At 42.1% G+C, this 21,883-nt stretch carries 21 protein-coding genes; 8 read left to right on the top strand and 13 right to left on the bottom strand.

What is annotated here, in order from left to right; translation table 11 throughout:
* The first annotated feature begins 543 nt into the window (after positions 1 to 543).
* Complete coding sequence (locus ACWYU8_RS17720; protein ID WP_457521051.1) at positions 544 to 1,461, top strand: 1,4-dihydroxy-2-naphthoate polyprenyltransferase; 918 nt, start codon at positions 544 to 546, stop codon at positions 1,459 to 1,461.
* A gap of 76 nt (positions 1,462 to 1,537) precedes the next feature.
* A complete protein-coding gene (gene rraA / locus ACWYU8_RS17715) occupies positions 1,538 to 2,077 on the top strand; it encodes a ribonuclease E activity regulator RraA (protein WP_457521050.1) in 540 nt (179 codons plus the stop codon).
* Positions 2,078 to 2,366: 289 nt separating this feature from the next.
* Here the strand turns inward: rraA and zapB are convergent, their stop codons facing one another.
* Positions 2,367 to 2,609 (bottom strand): cell division protein ZapB, encoded by a 243-nt coding sequence (gene zapB / locus ACWYU8_RS17710; RefSeq protein ID WP_457521049.1) that lies wholly within the window; start codon positions 2,607 to 2,609, stop codon positions 2,367 to 2,369.
* Between the two features lie 346 nt (positions 2,610 to 2,955).
* Between zapB and glpX the strand changes: the two genes are divergently transcribed.
* From glpX to ACWYU8_RS17695, 3 genes are all read left to right on the top strand, one after another.
* A complete protein-coding gene (glpX, locus tag ACWYU8_RS17705) occupies positions 2,956 to 3,963 on the top strand; it encodes a class II fructose-bisphosphatase (RefSeq protein ID WP_457521048.1) in 1,008 nt (335 codons plus the stop codon).
* Positions 3,964 to 4,302: 339 nt separating this feature from the next.
* Positions 4,303 to 4,917 carry a helix-turn-helix transcriptional regulator gene (locus ACWYU8_RS17700; protein ID WP_457521047.1) on the top strand — a complete coding sequence of 205 codons (615 nt, stop codon included), beginning with the start codon at positions 4,303 to 4,305 and terminating at the stop codon, positions 4,915 to 4,917.
* A 156-nt stretch (positions 4,918 to 5,073) separates the two neighbouring features.
* Positions 5,074 to 5,403 carry a DUF3135 domain-containing protein gene (locus tag ACWYU8_RS17695; protein WP_457521046.1) on the top strand — a complete coding sequence of 110 codons (330 nt, stop codon included), beginning with the start codon at positions 5,074 to 5,076 and terminating at the stop codon, positions 5,401 to 5,403.
* 4 nt (positions 5,404 to 5,407) lie between these two features.
* Here ACWYU8_RS17695 and ACWYU8_RS17690 read toward each other — a convergent pair whose 3' ends face one another.
* The 3 genes from ACWYU8_RS17690 to ACWYU8_RS17680 all read right to left on the bottom strand — a co-directional run bounded on the left by ACWYU8_RS17690 (position 5,408) and on the right by ACWYU8_RS17680 (position 7,406).
* Positions 5,408 to 5,845, bottom strand: coding sequence for a DUF805 domain-containing protein (locus ACWYU8_RS17690; protein ID WP_457521045.1), 438 nt, complete (start codon positions 5,843 to 5,845; stop codon positions 5,408 to 5,410).
* 110 nt (positions 5,846 to 5,955) lie between these two features.
* Positions 5,956 to 6,900, bottom strand: a complete 945-nt coding sequence (locus ACWYU8_RS17685; RefSeq protein WP_457521044.1) for a glycosyl transferase family 90 — start codon at positions 6,898 to 6,900, stop codon at positions 5,956 to 5,958.
* A 158-nt stretch (positions 6,901 to 7,058) separates the two neighbouring features.
* Positions 7,059 to 7,406 (bottom strand): 5-carboxymethyl-2-hydroxymuconate Delta-isomerase, encoded by a 348-nt coding sequence (locus tag ACWYU8_RS17680; RefSeq protein WP_457521043.1) that lies wholly within the window; start codon positions 7,404 to 7,406, stop codon positions 7,059 to 7,061.
* A gap of 269 nt (positions 7,407 to 7,675) precedes the next feature.
* On the opposite strand from ACWYU8_RS17680, the gene tpiA reads away from it, so the two are divergent.
* Positions 7,676 to 8,446 (top strand): triose-phosphate isomerase, encoded by a 771-nt coding sequence (gene tpiA / locus ACWYU8_RS17675; RefSeq protein ID WP_457521042.1) that lies wholly within the window; start codon positions 7,676 to 7,678, stop codon positions 8,444 to 8,446.
* Positions 8,447 to 8,561: 115 nt separating this feature from the next.
* On the opposite strand, the gene ACWYU8_RS17670 is transcribed toward tpiA, so the two are convergent.
* The gene (locus tag ACWYU8_RS17670) at positions 8,562 to 9,203 is read right to left on the bottom strand and encodes a YrbL family protein (protein WP_457521041.1); all 642 of its coding nucleotides are present in this window, start codon (positions 9,201 to 9,203) and stop codon (positions 8,562 to 8,564) included.
* 739 nt (positions 9,204 to 9,942) lie between these two features.
* Between ACWYU8_RS17670 and ACWYU8_RS17665 the strand changes: the two genes are divergently transcribed.
* Positions 9,943 to 11,292, top strand: coding sequence for an MBL fold metallo-hydrolase RNA specificity domain-containing protein (locus ACWYU8_RS17665; protein ID WP_457521040.1), 1,350 nt, complete (start codon positions 9,943 to 9,945; stop codon positions 11,290 to 11,292).
* A gap of 199 nt (positions 11,293 to 11,491) precedes the next feature.
* Here ACWYU8_RS17665 and galU read toward each other — a convergent pair whose 3' ends face one another.
* Together galU and ACWYU8_RS17655 are read right to left on the bottom strand one after the other, a co-directional pair.
* Complete coding sequence (galU, locus tag ACWYU8_RS17660; protein WP_457521039.1) at positions 11,492 to 12,361, bottom strand: UTP--glucose-1-phosphate uridylyltransferase GalU; 870 nt, start codon at positions 12,359 to 12,361, stop codon at positions 11,492 to 11,494.
* A 62-nt stretch (positions 12,362 to 12,423) separates the two neighbouring features.
* Positions 12,424 to 13,590 (bottom strand): nucleotide sugar dehydrogenase, encoded by a 1,167-nt coding sequence (locus ACWYU8_RS17655; protein ID WP_457521038.1) that lies wholly within the window; start codon positions 13,588 to 13,590, stop codon positions 12,424 to 12,426.
* 220 nt (positions 13,591 to 13,810) lie between these two features.
* Here ACWYU8_RS17655 and wecA point away from each other — a divergent pair, with 220 nt between their 5' ends.
* The gene (gene wecA, locus ACWYU8_RS17650) at positions 13,811 to 14,896 is read left to right on the top strand and encodes a UDP-N-acetylglucosamine--undecaprenyl-phosphate N-acetylglucosaminephosphotransferase (RefSeq protein ID WP_457521037.1); all 1,086 of its coding nucleotides are present in this window, start codon (positions 13,811 to 13,813) and stop codon (positions 14,894 to 14,896) included.
* 244 nt (positions 14,897 to 15,140) lie between these two features.
* Here wecA and ACWYU8_RS17645 read toward each other — a convergent pair whose 3' ends face one another.
* The 6 genes from ACWYU8_RS17645 to ACWYU8_RS17620 form a co-directional block, all read right to left on the bottom strand.
* A complete protein-coding gene (locus ACWYU8_RS17645) occupies positions 15,141 to 16,196 on the bottom strand; it encodes an acyltransferase family protein (RefSeq protein WP_457521036.1) in 1,056 nt (351 codons plus the stop codon).
* A 28-nt stretch (positions 16,197 to 16,224) separates the two neighbouring features.
* Entirely contained in the window at positions 16,225 to 17,370 is a 1,146-nt protein-coding gene (locus ACWYU8_RS17640) for a glycosyltransferase family 4 protein (protein WP_457521035.1), read from the bottom strand.
* Entirely contained in the window at positions 17,370 to 18,515 is a 1,146-nt protein-coding gene (locus ACWYU8_RS17635; protein ID WP_457521034.1) for a glycosyltransferase family 4 protein, read from the bottom strand. Before ACWYU8_RS17635 ends, ACWYU8_RS17640 begins: the two co-directional genes overlap by 1 nt.
* A gap of 5 nt (positions 18,516 to 18,520) precedes the next feature.
* Positions 18,521 to 19,870 carry an O-antigen ligase family protein gene (locus ACWYU8_RS17630; protein ID WP_457521033.1) on the bottom strand — a complete coding sequence of 450 codons (1,350 nt, stop codon included), beginning with the start codon at positions 19,868 to 19,870 and terminating at the stop codon, positions 18,521 to 18,523.
* Positions 19,870 to 20,685, bottom strand: coding sequence for a glycosyltransferase family 2 protein (locus ACWYU8_RS17625; protein ID WP_457521032.1), 816 nt, complete (start codon positions 20,683 to 20,685; stop codon positions 19,870 to 19,872). The genes ACWYU8_RS17630 and ACWYU8_RS17625 overlap by 1 nt, the downstream gene beginning before the upstream one ends.
* A gap of 78 nt (positions 20,686 to 20,763) precedes the next feature.
* Positions 20,764 to 21,816, bottom strand: coding sequence for a glycosyltransferase family 4 protein (locus tag ACWYU8_RS17620; RefSeq protein ID WP_457521031.1), 1,053 nt, complete (start codon positions 21,814 to 21,816; stop codon positions 20,764 to 20,766).
* Positions 21,817 to 21,883: the final 67 nt, after the last annotated feature.

Below are 21,883 nucleotides of genomic sequence, written 5' to 3'. Positions count from 1 at the left end.
CAAGCAGATATGATAAGTTGGCAAGAAACTACTCAGCGATGGTAGCCCTTTCATTCACTATGATGTGGCTACCGAAAGACTGCTGAGTAATTTGTCGATATGAAAGATCAACAGGCCCTAGGCTCTAGGGTCCTAGGCCCTAGAGGAGCTCGTTGGGAATAAAGTGATAAACGTAATTTCCTTGATTTGCTTTTTTGGAATACGGATTACTGAATACAGATGATGTTCACCCCTTCCGTAATCAGTAAGCGAAGCGCTCCGTATTCCAAGACAACAAGTACCTGGGCTTACATTTCTAACTGAACTTACCGCAGACACTCCTAGAACCTAGGACCTAGCCACCTAGGACCTTCCTGTATTCTGTAATCAGTATTCAAAAGCAGCAAGCACCTGAGCTTACATTTCTAACTGAACTTACCGCAGACACTTCTAAAACCTAGGACCTTCTGTTCCCCCTGACTTCCATTGACTTGTCTTAGGTCAATAGCGTATCTGCCTCTTTATGCTTATACTGGACAAATCGGTTACTAGCACGAAATATCCATGAAACAATCTTTACAGATCTGGCTTGATGCCGCTCGTCCAAAAACATTACCGCTGGCACTCGTTTCTATTCTTACTGGCAGTGTCCTCGCTTATTCGGCGGGTCAGTTCTCGCTAACTATTTCTGTCATGGCTTTTGTGACTGCTACGCTATTGCAGATTCTTTCTAACCTGGCCAATGACTACGGAGACGCCGTAAAGGGAACAGATAATGAAAAACGTCTGGGTCCGCTGCGTGCTATACAGTCTGGTGCGGTCAGTACCAAACAGATGAAACAAGCCATAATCTTCAATATTGCGCTTACTGTCTTGTCTGGACTTATCTTAGTGTTTTACTCACTGAGTTCGTTGGAAAGCATTTTGACCTTTATTGGCTTAGGCGTCCTCGCCATTCTGGCTGCAGTGGCTTATACCATGGGCAGCAGACCCTATGGTTATGTCGGCTTAGGCGATATTTCCGTATTCCTGTTCTTTGGCTTACTGGGCGTATCAGGCACTTACTTTCTTCACACAGGACATGTCGATACCACACTGTTCCTGCCTGCCCTCGGTTGTGGCTTACTCGCCGTTGCAGTTCTTAACATCAACAACATGCGTGATATTGATAATGATCGCGAATGCGGCAAACGTACCGTCGCCGTTCGTCTGGGTCAGCACAAAGCAAAACAGTACCACTTCATTCTATTGGGCGGAGCAATACTTGCTTTCGCTGTGTATCTGCTGATTCAGAGCAAACCTGTTTGGATTAGCCTGCCATTCTTGTTGAGTATTTATTTTGTCGCACACCATGGTAAAGCGGTATGGGAGACCCAAAAGCCCGCACAAATCGCGCCTATGATGCCAGTCATCGTAAAATGCTCTCTTGTTACCAACGTTTTATTTGCAACAATTGTGGTAGCTCAAACTCTGATAAGTTAAAAAAGATTTGTCATTGCATTGACTTAATGCCTAGATATACTCAAAGACAACCAGTTTCTTTTTAGAAAGGTACGTTATGGAATACAACACCTCAGCACTCTGTGACATTTATCTCGAGCAGGTAGATGTGGTTGAACCTATGTTCAGTAACTTTGGCGGTCGCGCTTCGTTCGCCGGTCAAATTACCACTATCAAGTGTTTTGAAGACAATTCTCTGATACGCGAAACATTAGAGCAAGATGGGCTCGGACGCGTATTGCTAATTGACGGTGGCGGTTCCTTGCGTAAAGCCCTTGTCGATGCGGAAATCGCAACCATCGCAGAAGAAAATGAGTGGGAAGGTCTGGTCGTATACGGCTGTGTACGTGAAGTCGACGAACTCGAAGATATGAATCTAGGCATTCAGGCGCTGGCTTCCATCCCTGTCGGGGCGTCGAGTCAAGGTATTGGTGAGTACGATGTACCTGTAAACTTTGGTGGCGTGAGTTTTCTGCCAGAGGATTACATCTACGCAGACAGCACTGGCATCATTTTGTCTCCAGAACCGCTTAATATCGACCTGGAGTTAGATGAGGCAGAAGAAGAAGTATTAGAGGTTCTAGAGCCTAGAGATTAGGGCTAGAACATAAGGTCCTAGATCCTAGGGGACTAGGTCCTAGGTGTGTTTGCGGTTAGTAAAGTGATAAACGTAAGCTCTAGTGTTTGTGGTTTTGGATTACAGGGCGCTTCGCTTACAGAATACGGGAAAGACAAAGTTTTCTCGAAATCCGTAATCAAGAATAATAAGTTCCTCAGGCCTAGGATCCTAAAAACCCAGGACCTTGGTTTATCCCCTAGGACCTATTCCCTAAAACAAAAACACCCGCTTATCGCGGGTGTTCTCAATTCTGGGCAGAAAGTCTGAATTATTCCACTTCTTCCATTTTGCCAAGCAGTGCACGAATACGCTCTTGCCATTGCGCATGCTCTTGTTGAGCTTGCTCAGCTTTTTGCTCAAGCTCTTCACGTTGCGAGCGAAGTTCGTTCGCTTGTGCTTCTAGTTTTACTTTATCTTCTTTCAGCTCTTCCACTTCCATTTGAAGAAGAGTGATCGTGTCAACTGCAGTTTGAATTTTAGATTCTAGTTGTGCTAATACTTCAAAAGACATCTTGGCCTACCTATGTTGTTCCGTTGGGATGATGCACGAGACAGGCGCGCACCTTACCTATATAAGGTTCATTCTACTCAGCGTCGCGACGAGAAACACTCACTATATTCGATATTTTGCATCATTCGGTTAAAAAACCGGCGCAATCTCACTAAACGCTGACTTTTCTTGTCTGCGAAGTATTTTTGAGCAAGCTATTTGCGTCTCGCCAAGAGAAAAACTGACCCAGTATTGATCAAATTCAATTTACTCAAAGTAAAAGCTCGGCAAAAAAGCAAACGTTTAATCATCGATATGATAAAATCGCCACGCAAATTCTTCTTCCCTCTTCTTACTTGGAGACATCATGAAACGTGATTTAGCAATGGCATTTTCCCGTGTTACTGAAGGTGCAGCACTGGCTGGTTACAAATGGCTTGGTCGCGGCGACAAAAACGCAGCGGACGGTGCGGCCGTTGAGGTTATGCGCGCACTACTGAACAAAACAGAGATCAGTGGTGAAATTGTCATTGGCGAAGGCGAAATTGATGATGCGCCGATGCTATACATCGGGGAGCAAGTGGGAATCGGCGGTGATGAGGTCGATATTGCCGTAGATCCTATTGAAGGCACTCGCATGACAGCAATGGGCCAGTCAAATGCATTGGCTGTACTGGCTGCTGGCGAAAAAGGCAGTTTTCTAAAAGCACCAGATATGTACATGGAAAAACTGGTGGTTGGCCCAGGTGCAAAAGGCGTAATCGATTTAGAAAAGCCGTTGAAAGAAAACCTGGAAAATGTCGCGAAAGCGCTGAATAAAACACTGGACACCCTCGTCGTAATCACACTGGCAAAGCCTCGTCACGACCAAGTCATCGCAGAAATGCAAGCAATGGGTGTACGCGTATTCGCGGTGCCAGACGGTGATGTTGCCGCATCTATCCTGACTTGTATGCCAGACAGTGAAGTAGACATGATGTACTGCATTGGTGGCGCGCCTGAAGGCGTGGTTTCAGCCGCAGTAATTCGCGCACTTGACGGTGATATGCATGGCCGTTTGCTACCTCGTCATGAAGTAAAAGGAAATACTGAAGAGAACCGTATCTACGGCGCGGCAGAGCTAAAACGTTGTGAAGAAATGGGTGTTAAGGCAAACGTCGTATTGAAGATGGAAGACATGGCACGCAGCGATAACGTTGTGTTCTCAGCCACCGGCATCACTAAAGGTGACCTGCTGGAAGGTATTACTCGCCAGGGCAATATCGCGACAACTGAAACCCTGCTTATCCGTGGTCGCTGCCGCACGATTCGTCGTATTAAGTCTATTCACTACTTAGAGCGTAAAGATCCAGAAGTTCGCGATATTATTTTATAAAAGATGAGGGCCTAGGTTTACTCGCAGGGACCGTTGTGCCCGATTAGCATTTGTATTTGCTGTTTTGGAATACGGATTACGGAATACAAGGTCCTAGATCCTAGGGGGCTAGGTCCTAGGTGTGTCTGCGGTAAGCTCAGTGATAAACGTAAGCTCCGGTGTTTGCTGCTTTGGAATACGGAATACAGAGTACTGAAAAGTATATTTTTGTATTCGCACTCCCAGCAAACTCCCTCTAGGGCCTAGGATCCTATAACCTCGCCCCTCATACCTAAGTCAACACTTTTCTTTACAAAACCTATCGCGCATAATATGTACTGATGTATAAATGGTGGATATATGAAAACCGTAGATAGGATATTGCAAATCGTTAAGCGTGACGGCTCTGTCACGGCAAAACAACTCTCTTCTGAGCTTGGTATGACAAGCATGGGGGCGCGTCAGCACCTGCAAGGTTTAGAAGATGATGGCATCCTGTCTATTTACGACGTAAAGGTGAAAGTCGGTCGCCCGACCAGACACTGGGCACTGACGCAAAAAGGTCATGAGCAATTTGCTGACCGCCATGGAGAACTCACCGTACAGTTCATTGAAGCTGTCGAGCACATCTTCGGTAAGGATGGTCTTGAGAAAGTCACCTCTGAACGTGAAAAGCTCACATTGCAAAACTATCGCCAACATCTGGAACAGTGCGATTCTCTGGAAAGTAAATTGAAAAAGCTTGTCTGTCTGCGTGAGCAAGAAGGCTACATGGCTGAACTTGAGCAAGATGACCACGGTTTTATCTTGATTGAGAACCACTGCCCTATTTGTAAAGCTGCAACTCGCTGTCCGAGCCTCTGTAAATCAGAACTGAGCGTATTCCAGGCTCTACTTGGTAATGAAACCCACATCGAACGCACCGAACACATCATTAGCGGCCACCGTCGCTGCGTCTACCGTATTCACACGTAGGTAATCCCCCAGGTCATTGGTTCTTCTCTGGAAGTCTCAGAACAACGGATCCTCTTATATCTGAGACTACCGTATAAGTTTCAGCACGCCCCACTTCTCCGTGATGTACGCTTTTTAGTATCGAAGCGTCACTATCCATAGACTTGGAGAGAAGCGATGACCAATCTACCGACTCACAAACCACAAACCCTCCCACCATTCGAAGAACTGGTGCGAATGGCCGAAAGTGATCCTGAAGCCTTTGAGCAATTCCGCCAAGATATGGTTCGCGAGATGATTGAAGGTGCATCAGAAAGCATGCAACCAAGATTATGGGCGCAGCAAAGTCACATCGACAGAGTGATCAAAAACTGTAAAAACCCTCACCATACCAACGTGGTATTAATGAATGAATTACAGAAACAGATCATGAAGTTCAGAGCAGCGTTGCAAGGTGAGCAACAGCCTGAAAAGACACATAATGTGGTTCAGTTTAGGAGAGATTAAGGTCCTAGATCCTAGATCCTTCTATCGGATCAGGCCCATATTTATTGGAGCCAGTTGTTCCTTTCAGAAAGCCACACTCGACCAATATCCATACGCCACAAATTAGGGAAATAGATGCAATAAACAATTGTACAGCGCTCGGTTCTTGCGAAACTGGGCTTGTGATTGGTGTGGCGATTCGGCCTAAAACCAAAGGAATATTAAGCGCTAACCAATAAATCGATTTATCACGGTCGTGCCAGCGCTTAGTGGTAATAGCGAGGTCAGGAATCAATATAACCAAGAGAAAAACAGGCAGCAGAAGGTGAGAAAAAGCAGGAAATAACTTACTGATACCGACGCCAAAACCTAGGATGGAAACATAATAAATAACGTTCCAAATCCAAAAGGTTTTACGTCCTATACGTCCTTGAAAAGAAAACAGTAACTCTTTAGTCAGCATTAATATTTACCTCTGAAATGAAAAAAACAAACCTACAACTCAAATAGTATAACAAACCAAAACTCAGCAGCTTCTCTCATTCCAGGATAGAGCGATAGAGCAACCTTGCTCTAGCGCGCGAAATTAAGGACAAAAACCCGTGAGCGGTTAGTGATTGAAAAATACTTCTCTAGCGTTTTAATACAGACCAAGTCTTCCATTTCTTGATTCTGGAATTGAGCGACATGCTGGTGAGCATTCTCCACAATCTTTTGTGCTTCGGTTGGATTCTGTAAGTAGTAATTGACCTGCTCTTCAAAATCAGACCAATCATCTTTCACTTCAATATAGTGAACACCAGGTTTGAGAGCGCCCTCCATAAACCAGGTTTCAAACCTCATTTTTGGCGTGATAATGACTGAGTTTGAGGACATCGCCCACTTCAAGTTAGAAGCGACATCATTGCCTTCCAAACAGATAATAAACTTGTATTGCAGCTGATCTTCAACTGACATAAATGGCTGCTGCCACTCTGGGTGATCTTTGGCAGGGTTTGACTGACCCGCATCCACCAGCGGATGACCAAACATGGCCTCCATAAAACGAATACGATGTTTTTGTTTCACCGCACCACGAAATACCGCCATATCTTTTTTGTCCTGGTAAGGCGTACTGTCTTCGATAAAACGAAAGTGGCGCATTTTATCTAACTTAAATAACACTGAGGTTGAGTTATCCCCCTGTGTAGGCCTTGCTTTATACAGTGTTGGCAATGGCTCTACTTTAACATGGTCACCAAAGTAATAAGCAAACTTCAGATGCTTAGGGAAGTAATGCAAATATTGCTTCAGGTCATAAAAATAGGCACTTTTACCACGACGCCTGTAAGTACTCAGCGTAATAGCATCGCTAGGTAGTTCATGTACATCGTTAAGCTTACAGTAATAGTCAACGCGCGCCTGAATTGCATCTCTGTCATTTTCAAAAAGGCGCTCCAGCTGCGATTTATGACGTTGAAAAAGAAAAGAGGGAACAATATTGAGTAGCAAGTTATTAAGATAGTAGAAAAATTTCATCTAATAGTCCTAAAAATCAAGTTAACTGAGTGTTGAAACTAGGTTTAGATAAACAGAAACTTAACAACGTACATGAGTCGCTTCATACTGTAACGGAGAGGAAGTTTAATTCATATACCCAACTGACCACATGAAACTTGGGTATATGAAAAATTGGATCAGTTAATCACTTTCTGAAAACATTCCACATCCATATCACGCATATTTACGGTTAAGCTATAAACGTGACTGGCTTGCTCCTGAAGTACAGCCATCAGCTCTCGTGCTAACGCTCGTTTTTGCTCTGGTGTTCTTCCCGCCAGCAATTCAAAGTTGATATGAATAAAGTCAGCGCTGTCTCCCTCATCTCCTATCAACCAGTTGTGGCACCTGAGTGTTCTAGATTTCACTGATGCCCACTCAAAAAGCCCGCTATCCAGCGTTGTTTGATGCAGATCTTCCAACAGGCCTTGAACATTGACGCGCTCATCCACTGAGTTTGAGTACTCTAAAACTAAGTTTGGCATTTTAATTCCTTTCTACGGCACAAAAGTTCAGTGCGTAGTAATACCAATCCAGGCAGCAATTTCCGAGGAATGAACTATCATTCTGTCTACGTGATCACCAATCGCTTGGTTTTGATAGAAATGACAGAACAACTTCAGATCCAACCAGAGATAGAAAGGCACATAAGACATGACGCCAATCATGATCTGTTCACATTATTCTGTTATATTCTTTCGTAGATTTTTTACATTAATAGTCTTTTTACATTAAAAATAAGGGAGATATTCCTATGCGTCGTCCTGTAGTGATGGGTAACTGGAAACTGAATGGCAGCAAAGCAATGGTAACTGAGCTGCTAACTGGTCTAAATGCTGAACTTGAAGGCGTTGAAGGTGTTGACGTAGCAGTAGCTCCACCAGCACTTTACCTGGATCTAGCTGAGCGTCTAATTGCTGAAGGCGGTAACAAGATCATCCTAGGTGCACAAAACACTGACCTGAACAACAGCGGTGCTTTCACTGGCGATATGTCTCCAGAAATGCTGAAAGACTTCGGTGCTACTCACATCATCATCGGCCACTCAGAGCGTCGTGATTACCACAACGAATCTGACGAGTTTGTCGCTAAGAAATTCGCGTTCCTAAAAGAAAACGGTCTAACTCCAGTTTTCTGTATCGGTGAATCAGAAGCTCAAAACGAAGCGGGTGAAACTGAAGCAGTATGTGCTCGTCAAATCAATGCAGTTATCGACGCATACGGCGTTGAAGCTCTAAACGGCGCAATCATCGCTTACGAACCAATCTGGGCAATCGGTACTGGTAAAGCAGCAACAGCTGAAGATGCACAACGCATCCACGCTTCTATCCGTGCACTAATCGCAGCGAAAGACGAAGCAGTTGCAGAGCAAGTAATCATCCAGTACGGCGGTTCTGTTAAACCAGAAAACGCAGAAGCATACTTCTCACAACCAGACATCGATGGTGCGCTAGTTGGTGGTGCTTCTCTAGACGCGAAGAGCTTTGCAGCAATCGCTAAAGCAGCGGCAGCAGCAAAAGCTTAATCTTGTTTTTAAACAAGCAGAAATAACAAAGGGATGCGTAATGCATCCCTTTTTGTATGTCAGATACCTACCTCAACCGAGCTCTCAAAGCCCACGTTTATTAATGGTAATAGTATTAAAGGTATAAGGCTTCAAACTCATCAATCTTTTGATTGTACGCTTCTAATTCGGCTGGGTTCTCTCTGATTTCCATACTGAGGTGTAAATTTTTTCTTAGAAACTTCTTAAACTTACGATTGATCTTTTTATGCATCAGGTAAGGGATAAAGTCCGATACAGGGATAAACTCGGTATTGCCGAATCCATCAATCAGATAGAGCGTTATCTCATTCCCTGATTGCTTCACCAATATATTTGTCATCACCAAATCACTTGGTATTACTCGGCTCTCAAGCAAATAATCTTTCAGAACTCGAACCGCTAACAGCAAATGATCGATATCAAGCTCATCCCCTTGCTGAACAATATATTGTGCGAGGTTCAGTGAAACGGACAAGTCCTCGTCCAACACCACCTGCTGCTTAAACCCGACCCTTGTTTCTGTTGTGACCTGACCTAAGAACTCGGGAATGTGTTTAAACTGGACATTTTTCTTTTTCAATCGCTCAAAAAACTGAATTTCTCTATAGGTTTGCTTGGCGGCATTTTTCTGACTCAATTTTACACACTGAGCCGGATTGCCAGGATTTTGGAAACAAACTCGCTCTGCGCCTTTTCCGATGACAGTCCAGTTTTGGAACTCATGATCTGATTGCATCTTTAACCTTTAACATGTTCTCTCTTGTAACCACTAAGGCGTGTTGCGTTTACGAGAGCAAATTTCGAATTCAATTTAATGAACCAATTGTATCACGAACTTGGGAGACAGTGAGGATGTAGGTTATGAGGTCCTAGGTTATAGGATCCTAGGCCCTAGGGGGGATTACGGATTACGGATTATTTTTTACCGCCCAAATTCGATGTTAAGGGCTTACTAAGATCCTAGGTTCTAGGTTCCTAGGCCCTAGAGGGAGCTTGTTGGGATTACGAATACAAAAATATACTTTTCAGTACTCTGTATTCCAAAACAACAAGCTCAAACGCCAAAGAGATACGCCGAACTTTCAGCTAACTCACCTAGGACCTAGCCCCCTAGGATCTAGGACCTTTCTATATTCCGTAATCAGTATTCCAAAGCAACAAACACCGGGACCTACGTTTATCACTGAGCTGGCCGATTTCCCCTAGAACCTAGTTCCTAGCCACCTAGGACCTTTCATTACCTGTATTCCGTAAGCGAAGCGCCCCGTATTCTGTACTCCAACACAGCAAGCACCTGAGCTTACATTTCTAACTGAACTTACCACAAACACCCCTAGAACCTAGGATCCTAGCTACCTAGGACCTCCCTCGCATTTCCGCATTTTTCCAACTAATTACATCTAATCCACTGAGTCATAAGCCTTACTCTTCATTAACAGCTCGCCTATGCTGAATACATAAGGAGAACTTTAAGCATGACCACAACAATCTCAGACATCGCCAGCGTTATCCATCACGGTGGCAAGCACACGGTTACCGGCTCTTGTCATGAGCTTAAACTGCCTCATGGAAGTATTTTGATTGATTGTGGCCTGCTACAGGGACAAGACCTTAGTTTTGGTGGGCGTGACGCTTCACTTAACATTGAATTTCCTATTGAACAGGTAAAAGCGCTCGTTCTTACTCACGCTCATATCGATCATATTGGCCGCCTGCCCTGGTTGTTAGCTGCTGGGTTTAAAGGGCCAATATATTGCACTCAAGCGACCGCTGAACTTGTCCCACTTATGCTTGAAGACGGCCTGAAACTACAGCTCGGTTTGAACTACCACCAGCGCCAGAAAGTACTCAATATCATCAAGAAACAGCTCAAGCCTTGTGAGTACCAGCAATGGGTAGATCTGTCTCATCACACTTATGTTCGCTTTCAACCTGCTGGGCACATACTTGGCTCTGCCTATGTGGAGTTTAGATTACCCAATGATGAAATCGTTGTGTTCTCCGGAGACTTAGGACCGTCAAATACGCCTCTCTTACCAGACCCACAACCTCCCCAACGCGCCGACTACCTGTTTATAGAATCGACCTACGGAGATAAACAACATGAGGACATCGCCACTCGAACACAACGTTTAAAAAACATCATTGATCATGCGTTAAAAGATGGTGGTGTGATTCTGATCCCTGCTTTCAGTGTCGGCCGAACACAGGAGCTGTTGTTTGATATTGAGCAACTGATTAACCAGCATGATTTGGCATCGTCATTACCCATCATCCTAGACTCTCCTCTTGCACAACAAGTGACGAAAACTTATCGACGCTTTAAAACCTTGTGGGGAAAGGAAGCTAAGCACAGGCTAGACAATCAACGTCATCCACTCGCGTTTGATCAGTGTATTACGGTAGAGAATCACACCGAGCATACAGCTTTGGTCAACCGACTCGCTTCAACCGATGAACCGGCAATCGTCGTGGCCGCTTCCGGGATGTGTGAAGGAGGCAGAATCGTTAACTACTTAAAAGCACTACTTCCGGATAAGAAAAATGATGTGCTGTTTGCAGGCTATCAAGCTCAAGGCACGTTAGGTGAGGCGATACAATCAGGTAATTCAGAGGTTGAGATAGATGCTCAAGAAATCCAGGTAAATGCCCAGATTCATACTATTTCTGGTTATTCCGCCCATGCGGACAAAAGCGACTTACTGAAGTTTATTACTGGCATTCCCACACAACCAAAAGCCATTCATTTAATTCATGGGGAACAGGAAGCTAAACAAGCATTAGGAAAAGAGTTGGAGGAAAAAGGATATAAAGTGGTTTATTGAGGGGGGCTAGATCCTAGATCCTAGATCCTAGGGGGAGATTGTTGGGATTACGAATACAAAAATATACTTTTCAGTACTCTGTAATCAGTATTCCAAAGCAACAAACACCGCAACTTATGTTTATCACTGAACTTACCGCGAAAACACCTAGGACCTAGGATTCTAGCACCTAGGTCCTATTAATCAGGCCCTAACCCAATTAAGCAACCTTCTCTACAGGCACTACTTCAACTTTGCTTTTAGAAGCCTTGTTGTAAATATTCTCAAAGCAGTAGTTTGTCGCCTCAATGTAACCTTCTACACTGCCGCAATCGAAACGCTGGCCTTTGAACTTATACGCCAATACACAACCGTTTTGTGCTTGCTGCATCAGAGCATCCGTGATTTGAATTTCACCGCCTTTACCTGGCTTAGTATTCTCAATCAACTCGAAGATATCGGGAGTCAAAATGTAGCGGCCAATGATAGCCAAGTTGCTCGGCGCAGTACCTGGCTCTGGCTTTTCAACCATATTGTCGATACGGAAGATGTCTTCTTTGATCATCTCACCGGAAATCACACCGTATTTGTGCGTCTCTGCTTCTGGCACTTCTTGTACCGCGACGATTGAGCAGCGGAACTGCTTGTATAGCGCCACCATTTGCGCCAATACGCCTTTGTCTTCATTAACACACAGGTCATCAGCCAAAACGACTGCAAATGGTTCATCGCCCACAAGTTCGCGCCCGGTCAGAATAGCATGACCTAAGCCTTTCATTTCACTCTGACGGATATAGGTATAGCTCGCTGAATCTATCAAACTACGAATATCATCTAACAGTACTTCTTTACTGCTACCACTGATTTGGTGCTCTAATTCGTAGTTTTTATCGAAGTGATCCATCAGCGAATGCTTGCCACGGCCAGTAACTATACACATGCCGTCCATACCAGCTTCAATCGCTTCTTCGACGCCATATTCTATTAGCGGCTTGTTTACCACTGGCATCATTTCTTTCGGCATAGACTTAGTTGCAGGCAAGAAACGAGTACCGTAACCCGCTGCAGGGAATAGACATTTTTTTATCATTTTAATTACCAACTGAAAAAAAGGCTCCGTATCAGGAGCCCTTAGCTTTAAAAAATTTAAAATTAGTCGCTACCAAAAAGGTCACGCGTATAAACTTTATCAGCAACGTCTGCCAGTTCTTCCACCATACGGTTTGAAACGATCACATCAGCAGTCTGCTTAAACTCGTTCAAGTCTTTTACGACACGAGAGTTGAAGAATTCCTCTTCCTGAAGAACTGGCTCATACACTACGACTTGAATGCCTTTCGCTTTGATGCGCTTCATAATGCCCTGAATAGAAGAGGCACGGAAGTTATCGGAACCGGCTTTCATGATCAGACGATAAACACCCACTACCTTTGGCTGACGCTTGATGATTGAGTCTGCAATGAAGTCTTTGCGTGTGCGGTTTGCATCTACAATCGCACCAATGATGTTGTTTGGTACGTCTTGATAGTTCGCCAAAAGCTGCTTGGTATCTTTTGGCAAGCAGTAACCACCATAACCAAACGATGGATTATTGTAGTGATTGCCGATGCGAGGATCTAAGCCCACACCTTCAATGATTTGACGTGCGTCTAAGCCATGTGCTTCCGCATAGGAATCCAGCTCGTTAAAGTATGCAACGCGCATCGCCAAGTAAGTGTTTGAGAAAAGCTTAACCGCTTCTGCTTCGGTTGAATCGGTAAACAGGACTTGGATATCTTCCTTTACCGCGCCTTCAACTAATAAACCTGCGAAGATTTCGGAGCGTTCACTGCGCTCACCAACAATAATGCGAGAGGGATGAAGGTTATCGTACAGCGCTTTGCCTTCACGCAGAAACTCTGGTGAGAAGATAATATTTTCGCAACCCAGTTCTTGCTTGATGCGAGCAGTGTAACCAACCGGCACTGTCGACTTAATGACCATCACGGCATCTGGATTAATTGACATCACGTCTTTGATCACCGCTTCGACTGAAGAGGTATTAAAGTAGTTGGTCGTCGGGTCATAGTCGGTTGGAGTGGCAATCACAACGTACTTAGCATTAGCGTAAGCCGCCTCTTTATCCGTTGTAGCAACAAAGTTTAGTTGCTTATTGGCAAGAAAGTCTTCGATCTCTACGTCCACGATTGGAGACTGTTTGTTGTTTAGTAACTCAACCTTTTCTGGAACGATATCTAGCGCCACAACTTCATGATTTTGCGCTAACAACATGGCATTTGAAAGCCCTACATAGCCGGTTCCCGCAACTGCGATTTTCATTGATAAGTCCTTGGTTTCTTTTTGTCCGAGCATATCAGAATTTGAAAAGGGGGACTAGTTTGAAACAGCCTCGCCATCGACATACAACACCAAAAAATCATGTTTGTTAAAAAAACACCATTAAACTGTCAATTCTTCTTTAGGGTGAAAAAAAATTGAAGTAAAATCACACAATAATATCAAAACAAACAATAACATTAATACAAACGTTGGCTAAATCATGTTTTTAGAATTAAGCAGTATCTTCTTTTCTTCGTTTGCCACCCTCTTCTTAATGCGGAAGCTCGCAAAACAGATAGGCTTGGTCGATAAACCTAACAAAAGAAAACTCCACAATGGCGCTATCCCACTCGTGGGAGGCATCTCAATATGTTTAGTTTTAGCGCAATACTTAGCATTTAGACCTGAAGCTATAGAACATAGCTGGCTTTACCTGGTGTGTATTGCTGTGCTGACTTTGATTGGCGCAATAGACGACAAAGTAGACTTAAACTTCAAAGCCCGAATGGGTGTTCAGGCCGTGCTGTCCGTGATTATGATGAAAGAGTATGGCACCGAACTCCACAGCCTGGGCAATATGTTTGGATTTGGTGATATATCTTTAGGCATGATTAGCCCTGTGATTACCGTGCTGGCAGTCATCGGCGCAATTAATGCGTTTAATATGGTGGATGGTATTGATGGCCTTTTAGGCGGACTATCGATTGTTTCTTTGGGTTCAATAGCCCTTCTATTACATGCAGATAGCAATTACACCTTAGCCTATTTCTGCGTTGTTATTATTGTTGCAATGCTACCTTATATTATGATGAACCTCGGTGTTTTAGGCCGTAAACGCAAGGTCTTTATGGGTGACGCAGGAAGTATGCTAATTGGTTTTACTATAATCTGGCTACTACTCTCTGCAAGCCAGACCCGTACAGAACCATTAATACGCCCAGTCACTGCTTTATGGTTGATCGGCTTACCACTGATGGATATGGTTGCGATTATGGTTCGCCGTATTCGCCGCGGAGATTCGCCATTCAGACCCGACCGCGAGCACCTTCACCATATATTCCAGCGTATCGGTTTTAGCTCTCACGAGACTCTTTTTGCGATTTGTTTACTGGCCTCTCTGTTTGCCTTGTTTGGCATATATGGAGAGTTTATTAACATTAGCGAGCCAGTTATGTTCTATTCCTTTATCGCTCTCTTTACGGTTTACTTCTTCACACTCACTCATATTTGGCGTGTTACTTGTTTCGTACGCCGTATGTTTGGTAAAGAAGAACTGGAAGTAGCTCAAGATGTAAGAGCCCCATAACCCCTCATATCCCTTTAAGCTAGCTTTATTTTATGACGGTGTGGCTGGCCAACAACACCGTCGTAAACTATTTGATTGTTAGTTGCGCGTAGCATGATCTACGCGCAGTTTACTTATCACAAGCCGTAACCCCTTCCCTTTTTGAAAAGATTCGAAGTTTCACCAATATTTAGTTTGGATTTCATTAACTTTATCGTTAAAGACTTGGAATGCTTATTTTATAAACTTTTCTATCACGCTGGCATTAATTAAAACGCGATACTAATACTTTAGAAGAAACACAATTAAATAACAATCTCTTGAGAACGTTTGCTACCTTCCTTTCATAAATAACATAAAAGAAATACGAAAACGCTATCATACCTAAGGTTACATAAATGACATTACTCCAATTAAACCCAATATCGTCAAGAATAAGTAACCCAACCCGTTGGTGAATCAAATATAAAGGATAAGAAATAGCGCCAAGTATTGATAGCCATTTATAGTTAAACGTAATAAGTCTATATGAAATAAGTGTGAACAAGACAAAAAATAACAGAATCGTCAATGCTATAATCGTAAAAGATTTCTCGTAGTAGACCCCATTGAATGACTCTTGATACATATGAAACCCGTCAAACAAAGAAATCCCAAAGCAAAAAACAAGTAATGCTATTTTTGTACTATTGAAGGAAGTTCGTAGACAATCATAAAATATGGATCCAGCGGCAAAATAAGCTATATATTCCAACATAAACAACGTCCCAACAACAGGAGGTTGAGTGCCTGTTTTAGTTACATACAGCCAAAAGATTAAAGAAGCGAATAATAAAAAGGATAAAACCCTAGTCATATGATGAAATAAATTTAATGAAATCAGTATAAAAACAAAACCATAGAAAACAATCTCATTAGTCAACGTCCAGTATGACCCATCAATATGTGGTACCCCTACAAACTGCTGTAACATCGTCAGGTTAACGAGAAAATCAGAGATATTAATATCTGATTTAAAAAATAAAAAGCCAGAAGTTATTAATAACGCCCCCCAATATGCAGGATATAACCTAACAATTCTTGACAAAAGAAATTCGACACCTGACTTACCAACAGCCGACCAACTTATGACAAAACCACTAATCATAAAGAATAACTGAACACCAAGGTGCCCATACTTTGCCACTTCACTTACTGGATGGAAGCTATTAATAATAGCTTCACTTTTTCCAAAATAAATATAGTGGTAAAAAACAACAAACAAAGCCGCAACAAAACGTAATAAGTCTAATATATACATACGTTCGCTAGTATTTTTCATAAAACCCCTACGAATTAATTAATAAAAGTCATTCTTTATCTAGATATATTCTAGCTATATCACCAATTCTTTCTGCGATGTTGTGCTTTTCCTCAATTTTACTTCTAGCAGATGCACCGAACTTTATAAGCAGTTGCTCTTCATTTATTAAAACCTTTAATTTTTCATCCAACTCTTCAGGCTTATCTAAGTTAAATAAAAAACCATCAACGCCGTCGGTGACCAAATGATTATTACCCTGAATATTTGAAACTACGCAAGGTAACCCCGTTGATTGGGCTTCGAGAATGGCTAGAGGCATGCCTTCCCATAAAGAAGGAAGAACAAAGATATCGAATGATTTTAGAAGTTGCGGAGTGTCATTCCGCCAACCGAGAAAATGAATGTTATCCGAGAACCCAGCTTGATTAACTTGTTCTTCCAAAGCTGTTTTCAGTTCACCATCGCCCACTAATACAAAATGGGCATTAACATTTGTCGATAACAGACGCAACGCGGCATCGACAAAAGCCTGTGGGTTCTTTTGTTTCCATAGGCGCCCAACCATACCCACGATGACGGTATCTTCAGGAATTCCGAGTTCCTTACGCATTGCTAACTTAACTTCAGACGTCGCTGGAGCGTATTTAGTCGTATCAACACCATTCGCGAGTACTTCAAGCTGGTAGTCTTTGGCACCTAACTGATTCTTTGCTATCGCTCTATCCGCATCATGCAAACATACAATCTTGTCTGAGCACTTAGTGCCTAGCCATTCCATTGCAAAAAAGATAAATTTTTCTATCTTGTTTTTTGCAGCAGGGAAAGCGAAACCATGTACGGTATGGACAACCATAGGAACACCAGCCAGTTTTGCGGCAAGGCGGCCAATAACCCCTGTTTTAGAAGAATGGCTATGTACAACGTCAAAGCGATGCTGGCGGAATAATCGATATAACTCCCAGAAAGCCAATAGGTCTCTTTTTGGGGAAATTTCCCTAACCAGGTTATTACTGAGTAAGCAAGTGATCGCTTTAGATTCAGCTTCGACGGTTAACGGGCCTGATTCCTTACATATAATATAAGGCGTAAACATGTCTGTATTTAAACGCTCTAATTCGTCAAGGGTGACTCTTTGAACGCCAGTGACTAAAGGGAGTAACTGTAGGTGTGCTACTTTTAATATTTCACCCATTAGTTCGCCGCCTCTTGCAACAACTTCATCACTTTTTGATGTTGTTTAGTACGGTCAAAATACAGTTGAGCACGTTTTAATCCTGCTAATCCCATCTTTTCTCTTAACGCTTTAGATTCACATAACGCCAATAAGTGACGTTTAAAGTCTTCAAGGTCATCTCCTTCAAATATAAAACCTGTCTCACCGTGTTCTATTACTTCAGGAATACCACCACTATTGGCACCCACTACTGGTTTACCAGATGCCATAGCTTCGACAGTCACTTGCCCCATCCCTTCATAACGAGAAGGAATCACCAATATATCTATAGACTTAATTAGCTCTGCGGCATCTTTACGGAAGCCTAACCATTCGACAGCTGGGTGGTTTCTGTTTGGAAGTTGCTCCATATATGCAATATCTTCAGCGCTATTGGAACAATCACCAATGACAAACAGCTTAACATTTGGGTTCTGAGTATATAGTTCAGGAAATATCGACAATATTCGATCGTGAGCTTTTCTATCATTAATTGAACCAACAATGGCTATAGCAATATGCTTAGGTTCTAACCCCAACTCTGCTCTTTTTTCATTTGCATTTTTATACACATCTAAATACGCACCGTTATAAATTTTCTCAATTCTTTTAGAAAATAGCTGCTGTTGCCACTTAGGGTATTTAGTTCGAACAGAATCCGAGATGATCATATTCTTTTTTACTAACGGTAGTTGAAGCCAATCCATCCAGCCATGGGGTTTATCTAGCTTGTCCCAAATCACGACAGGAATACCAGCTAATTTAGCGGCAATGCCAACTGTCAACAAACCGCGCATGTCGTTACAGAAAATCAGATCAGGTTTTGATACTTTCAGTTTATTACGAATACTATTGATATATTTTAGTAACTGGAGTGCTGTTTTTGCTTTCTTTACAAAACCGTAACTATAGATAGCGCCACCGTAACTAGATAGCATTGAAGGATATCTGAATAGATCAAAACGATAATTTAACTCTGATAACTTTTCAGTAAACACCCCTTCATCAGTGCAAGCCACACTAACATCAAAGCCCTGTTTTTTCGCTTCGCCTAGTAGAGACAGCAAAGTTTTTTGCTGCCCAAAGATCACTTGGGGATAGCTTTCTATAAATAAAACTTTCATAAAATTTAATTATTCACAGTAGGTTTTCTAATTACAAATGAATGGCTAGCGATCAACAAACCAGCTAAAAGCCAAATATTTCGTTGCCTCAACCCATACATAGTCATGCCATAAAGTAACAACAAAATGAAGCCAAAAAATGTCGCCAAAAGAACTAACCGATAGTATCCCTCTGGCTCAATTTTTCGTGTATATAACGCCGTATACCCTGAAGCCAATAAGAATAAAATAAAGAAGGTTAGCCCCGCGATCCCGGCCTCAGTATAAATTCCGGCATACGTGTTATGAATTTCCGACACTCTATATTTAAAACCATACAATTTAGGTCCATTACCAATAATCATTGATGATTCGATATTTTCAAATATTACTTCTGCTTGCCCCGTACGAGTTTTATCAATCGTATTACTCGTACCCGTGAGAGAATTATAAAGCACGACGACCGGACGTTGCCAAGGTGGCGTATGCCCTAATGAATAATTACCATCGAAAGCAGATAAAGCAGCGGTAACGTATCCAAACAGCCCTAAAGAAAGAATTATACCGAGTAACCCTAAACGACCTTTATATAAATCTTTATTTGAACGTTCGATAAACGCTATAGGTAACAAAGTCATAATGGTTAACACCAACAATAAAAATGCTGTACGACTGCCCGTGCCGACCATAGTAATAGACATTAATATTATGAGAAAAAATAAGCCAATTTTAAGTAGTTTAGATGAACTACGAGATAAGGTCATTGCGATAGCAGTTAACAAGATTGGTACAATGAAAGCAGGTATTTGATTTTCAAACTTTAATGTTGATGATATTCTTCCCGTAAATTCATCAATTGTCCAGGATGGAGCGCTACCTGTCATTGCCCAAACTCCGACAACACTAACTACTACGCCACCGAGCAACCAAGCATAGATACAATATTTAAACTTATCCCAACTATCAATGAGTAATAGTACTGTCAATACCATCATTGCACCATAGGTATAATTTAGAACTTCAACTAAACTTCCGGTCATATACCCATAAAAAATTGAATTATTTATGAAAAATGACACCCATTCACAAATAATAAATATTGACAAAAATATTAAAGACAATTTCTGTAATTGTGTTAATTGTGTTAATTTTGTTTTATCATTCTTCCATGCATTAGTAGAAAGCATAGAAAACCAAGTGAGTATAATTGCTAACTCAGTCAACCCAAACTTTTCTCTAAGCGGTCCTAGGCTGATTGTCTCCAAAATCCCTGTAGCAAAAAACGCAAGGTAAACGCCTCTGGATGGTACTTTCATTATCCATTGAAATATAACTCCTAGTAATAGAACTCCTGGTACGGCAAATAAATAAATCATTAACTTCTACTTTCTTGTAATCCGTTTGCTTTTCGTACTACTTTTTTCAGGCCAACTGGAATCATAGGATAGATTAGGCGAGCTAAAGGATACGCTAAATACCAAGGAGGTAATCGAAACCAAAATACAGACTGGATACCAAATCGAGCTAAGCGTTTATTCTGCTTGGAAGTTTTGAATTTACTTTGGAAAAAGCTTTCATCTCTTACATAGCGACAAGCTAAAACTTCCGGTAAGTTGGCCACTTTGTACTTATTAGCAACACGCAGGAAAAACTCGAAATCAATCAGGTAAGGCTGCTGGGGATCATAGTTGATGCCTTCATCAATTAATGACTTGCGGAATGTAATACCACTGTGCGTATAAGGAATACACTTAGCACATTGCCTACGTATTTCTTTATCGGTTAGTGGATAAATTCGGTCAATATGCTCATTTCGTTGTGTATCGCGTCGTTCTTCGCCACACCCAACCCAAGCATGATCAGGATTGCTATCCAAAAACTCAGCTTGCATTTTTAAACGCTCTGGATAAGCAATATCATCGGCATCCAAGTTGGCGATATATTTACCTTTCGCTTCCTCACAAGCTAGTTTAAGAGCTGCTGCTCGGCCCATACGATTGCCTCGAATCAATCTTATCCGTTCATCAGGAATAGATTCGATAACTTCAGGTGTTCCATCAGACGAGCCATCATCGATAATTAACACTTCAATTTCAGATAGAGTTTGAACTAATAAACTGTCGATAGAACGTTTCACTAATTCTCTTTCGTTATAAACTGTGATGATAGCGGTTACTTTAATATCAGACATTATTGATATTCCAAAGGGTAGTAAATTCAAAGCGATAATTTATACCTACATAGGCATAAATAGTAAGTGGGCTCTAGTTTATTTAGAAAGCAGCGAATTGTATAAGTCGATATATTTATTGACCATAACATCTACAGTAAACATATCTGCTACACGTTTTTTTCCTTTGTCAGAGCGCTTTTCTGCTTCTCTGGGATCTTCAAAGACGTCTACAATTACATCTGTAAGAGATGAACTATCACCCGTTTTAAACATGAAAGCAGTATCACCGGCGACTTCTTTAAAAACCGGGATATCAGAACAGACAATCGGCACTTCAAGGGCTAACGCTTCTGCCACGACCAGACCGAAACCCTCCTGAGTACCATCACTCGGTATCACCATGACGGTAGAACCAGAAACGAGATCCATTGTTTGCTCTCTTGGCAACCATCCCATGAAAGTTACGTGTTGATCTAGACCTAGCTGTTTGCATAGATCTTTTAATTGTGGCTCATCGGGACCAGAGCCAACGAACAATAGTTCAGTATTCGGGTGTGCTTCTAGTATTGATGGCAAAGACTCCAATAAGAGACCCTGTCCTTTTACTGGCACCATTCGACCAACACAGACAATGCGGTTAGGACTGCGCTCGGCGAAAGGTCTAGTATGTGTCGCGATACCCTGAACATCTATGCCATTTAAGAAAATTGATTCTTTATCTGATGCAATTCGGCCTTGAGTAAAGCTACTGGCTACTGTTTGGGAGATATAAACGACATGGTCACATAGTTTGGCTGTCCATCTCAGACCAAGTCTTAAATGTAAACTCATTGAACCGTTGAGCTCATGCTGAGTAGATACGACAGCTACACCACATTTTTTTGCGGTTAGCCGTGCGGAGATAGCTGGTATCGCAAAGTTTGTATGTACAAGATCTACTTTATGACGCTTGATTACTGTGGACAATTCTTTAGTAAAAGCCTTATGTTGACGATATAAATCCCATACATATCTTTTAACTGGAACAATTATATCGTAAACAATCACGCCATCAGGAACTGTTCTCGGGTCACCTTGTTTACCATCATCAAAGCGACAATAAATAACATTATTTCCTTCCGAGATTAATCTTTCAGAAATAGAGTCCAATAGGCTCCATATTGAATGAGCACCCAACCGATCTGTAAATAAATATGTTTTCATTTTTATAAATATT

The sequence above is a fragment of the Vibrio limimangrovi genome (genome assembly GCF_054064025.1).
The sequence above is the reverse complement of the archived record's forward strand: the minus strand, read 5'-3'. Positions and strand labels throughout refer to the sequence as shown.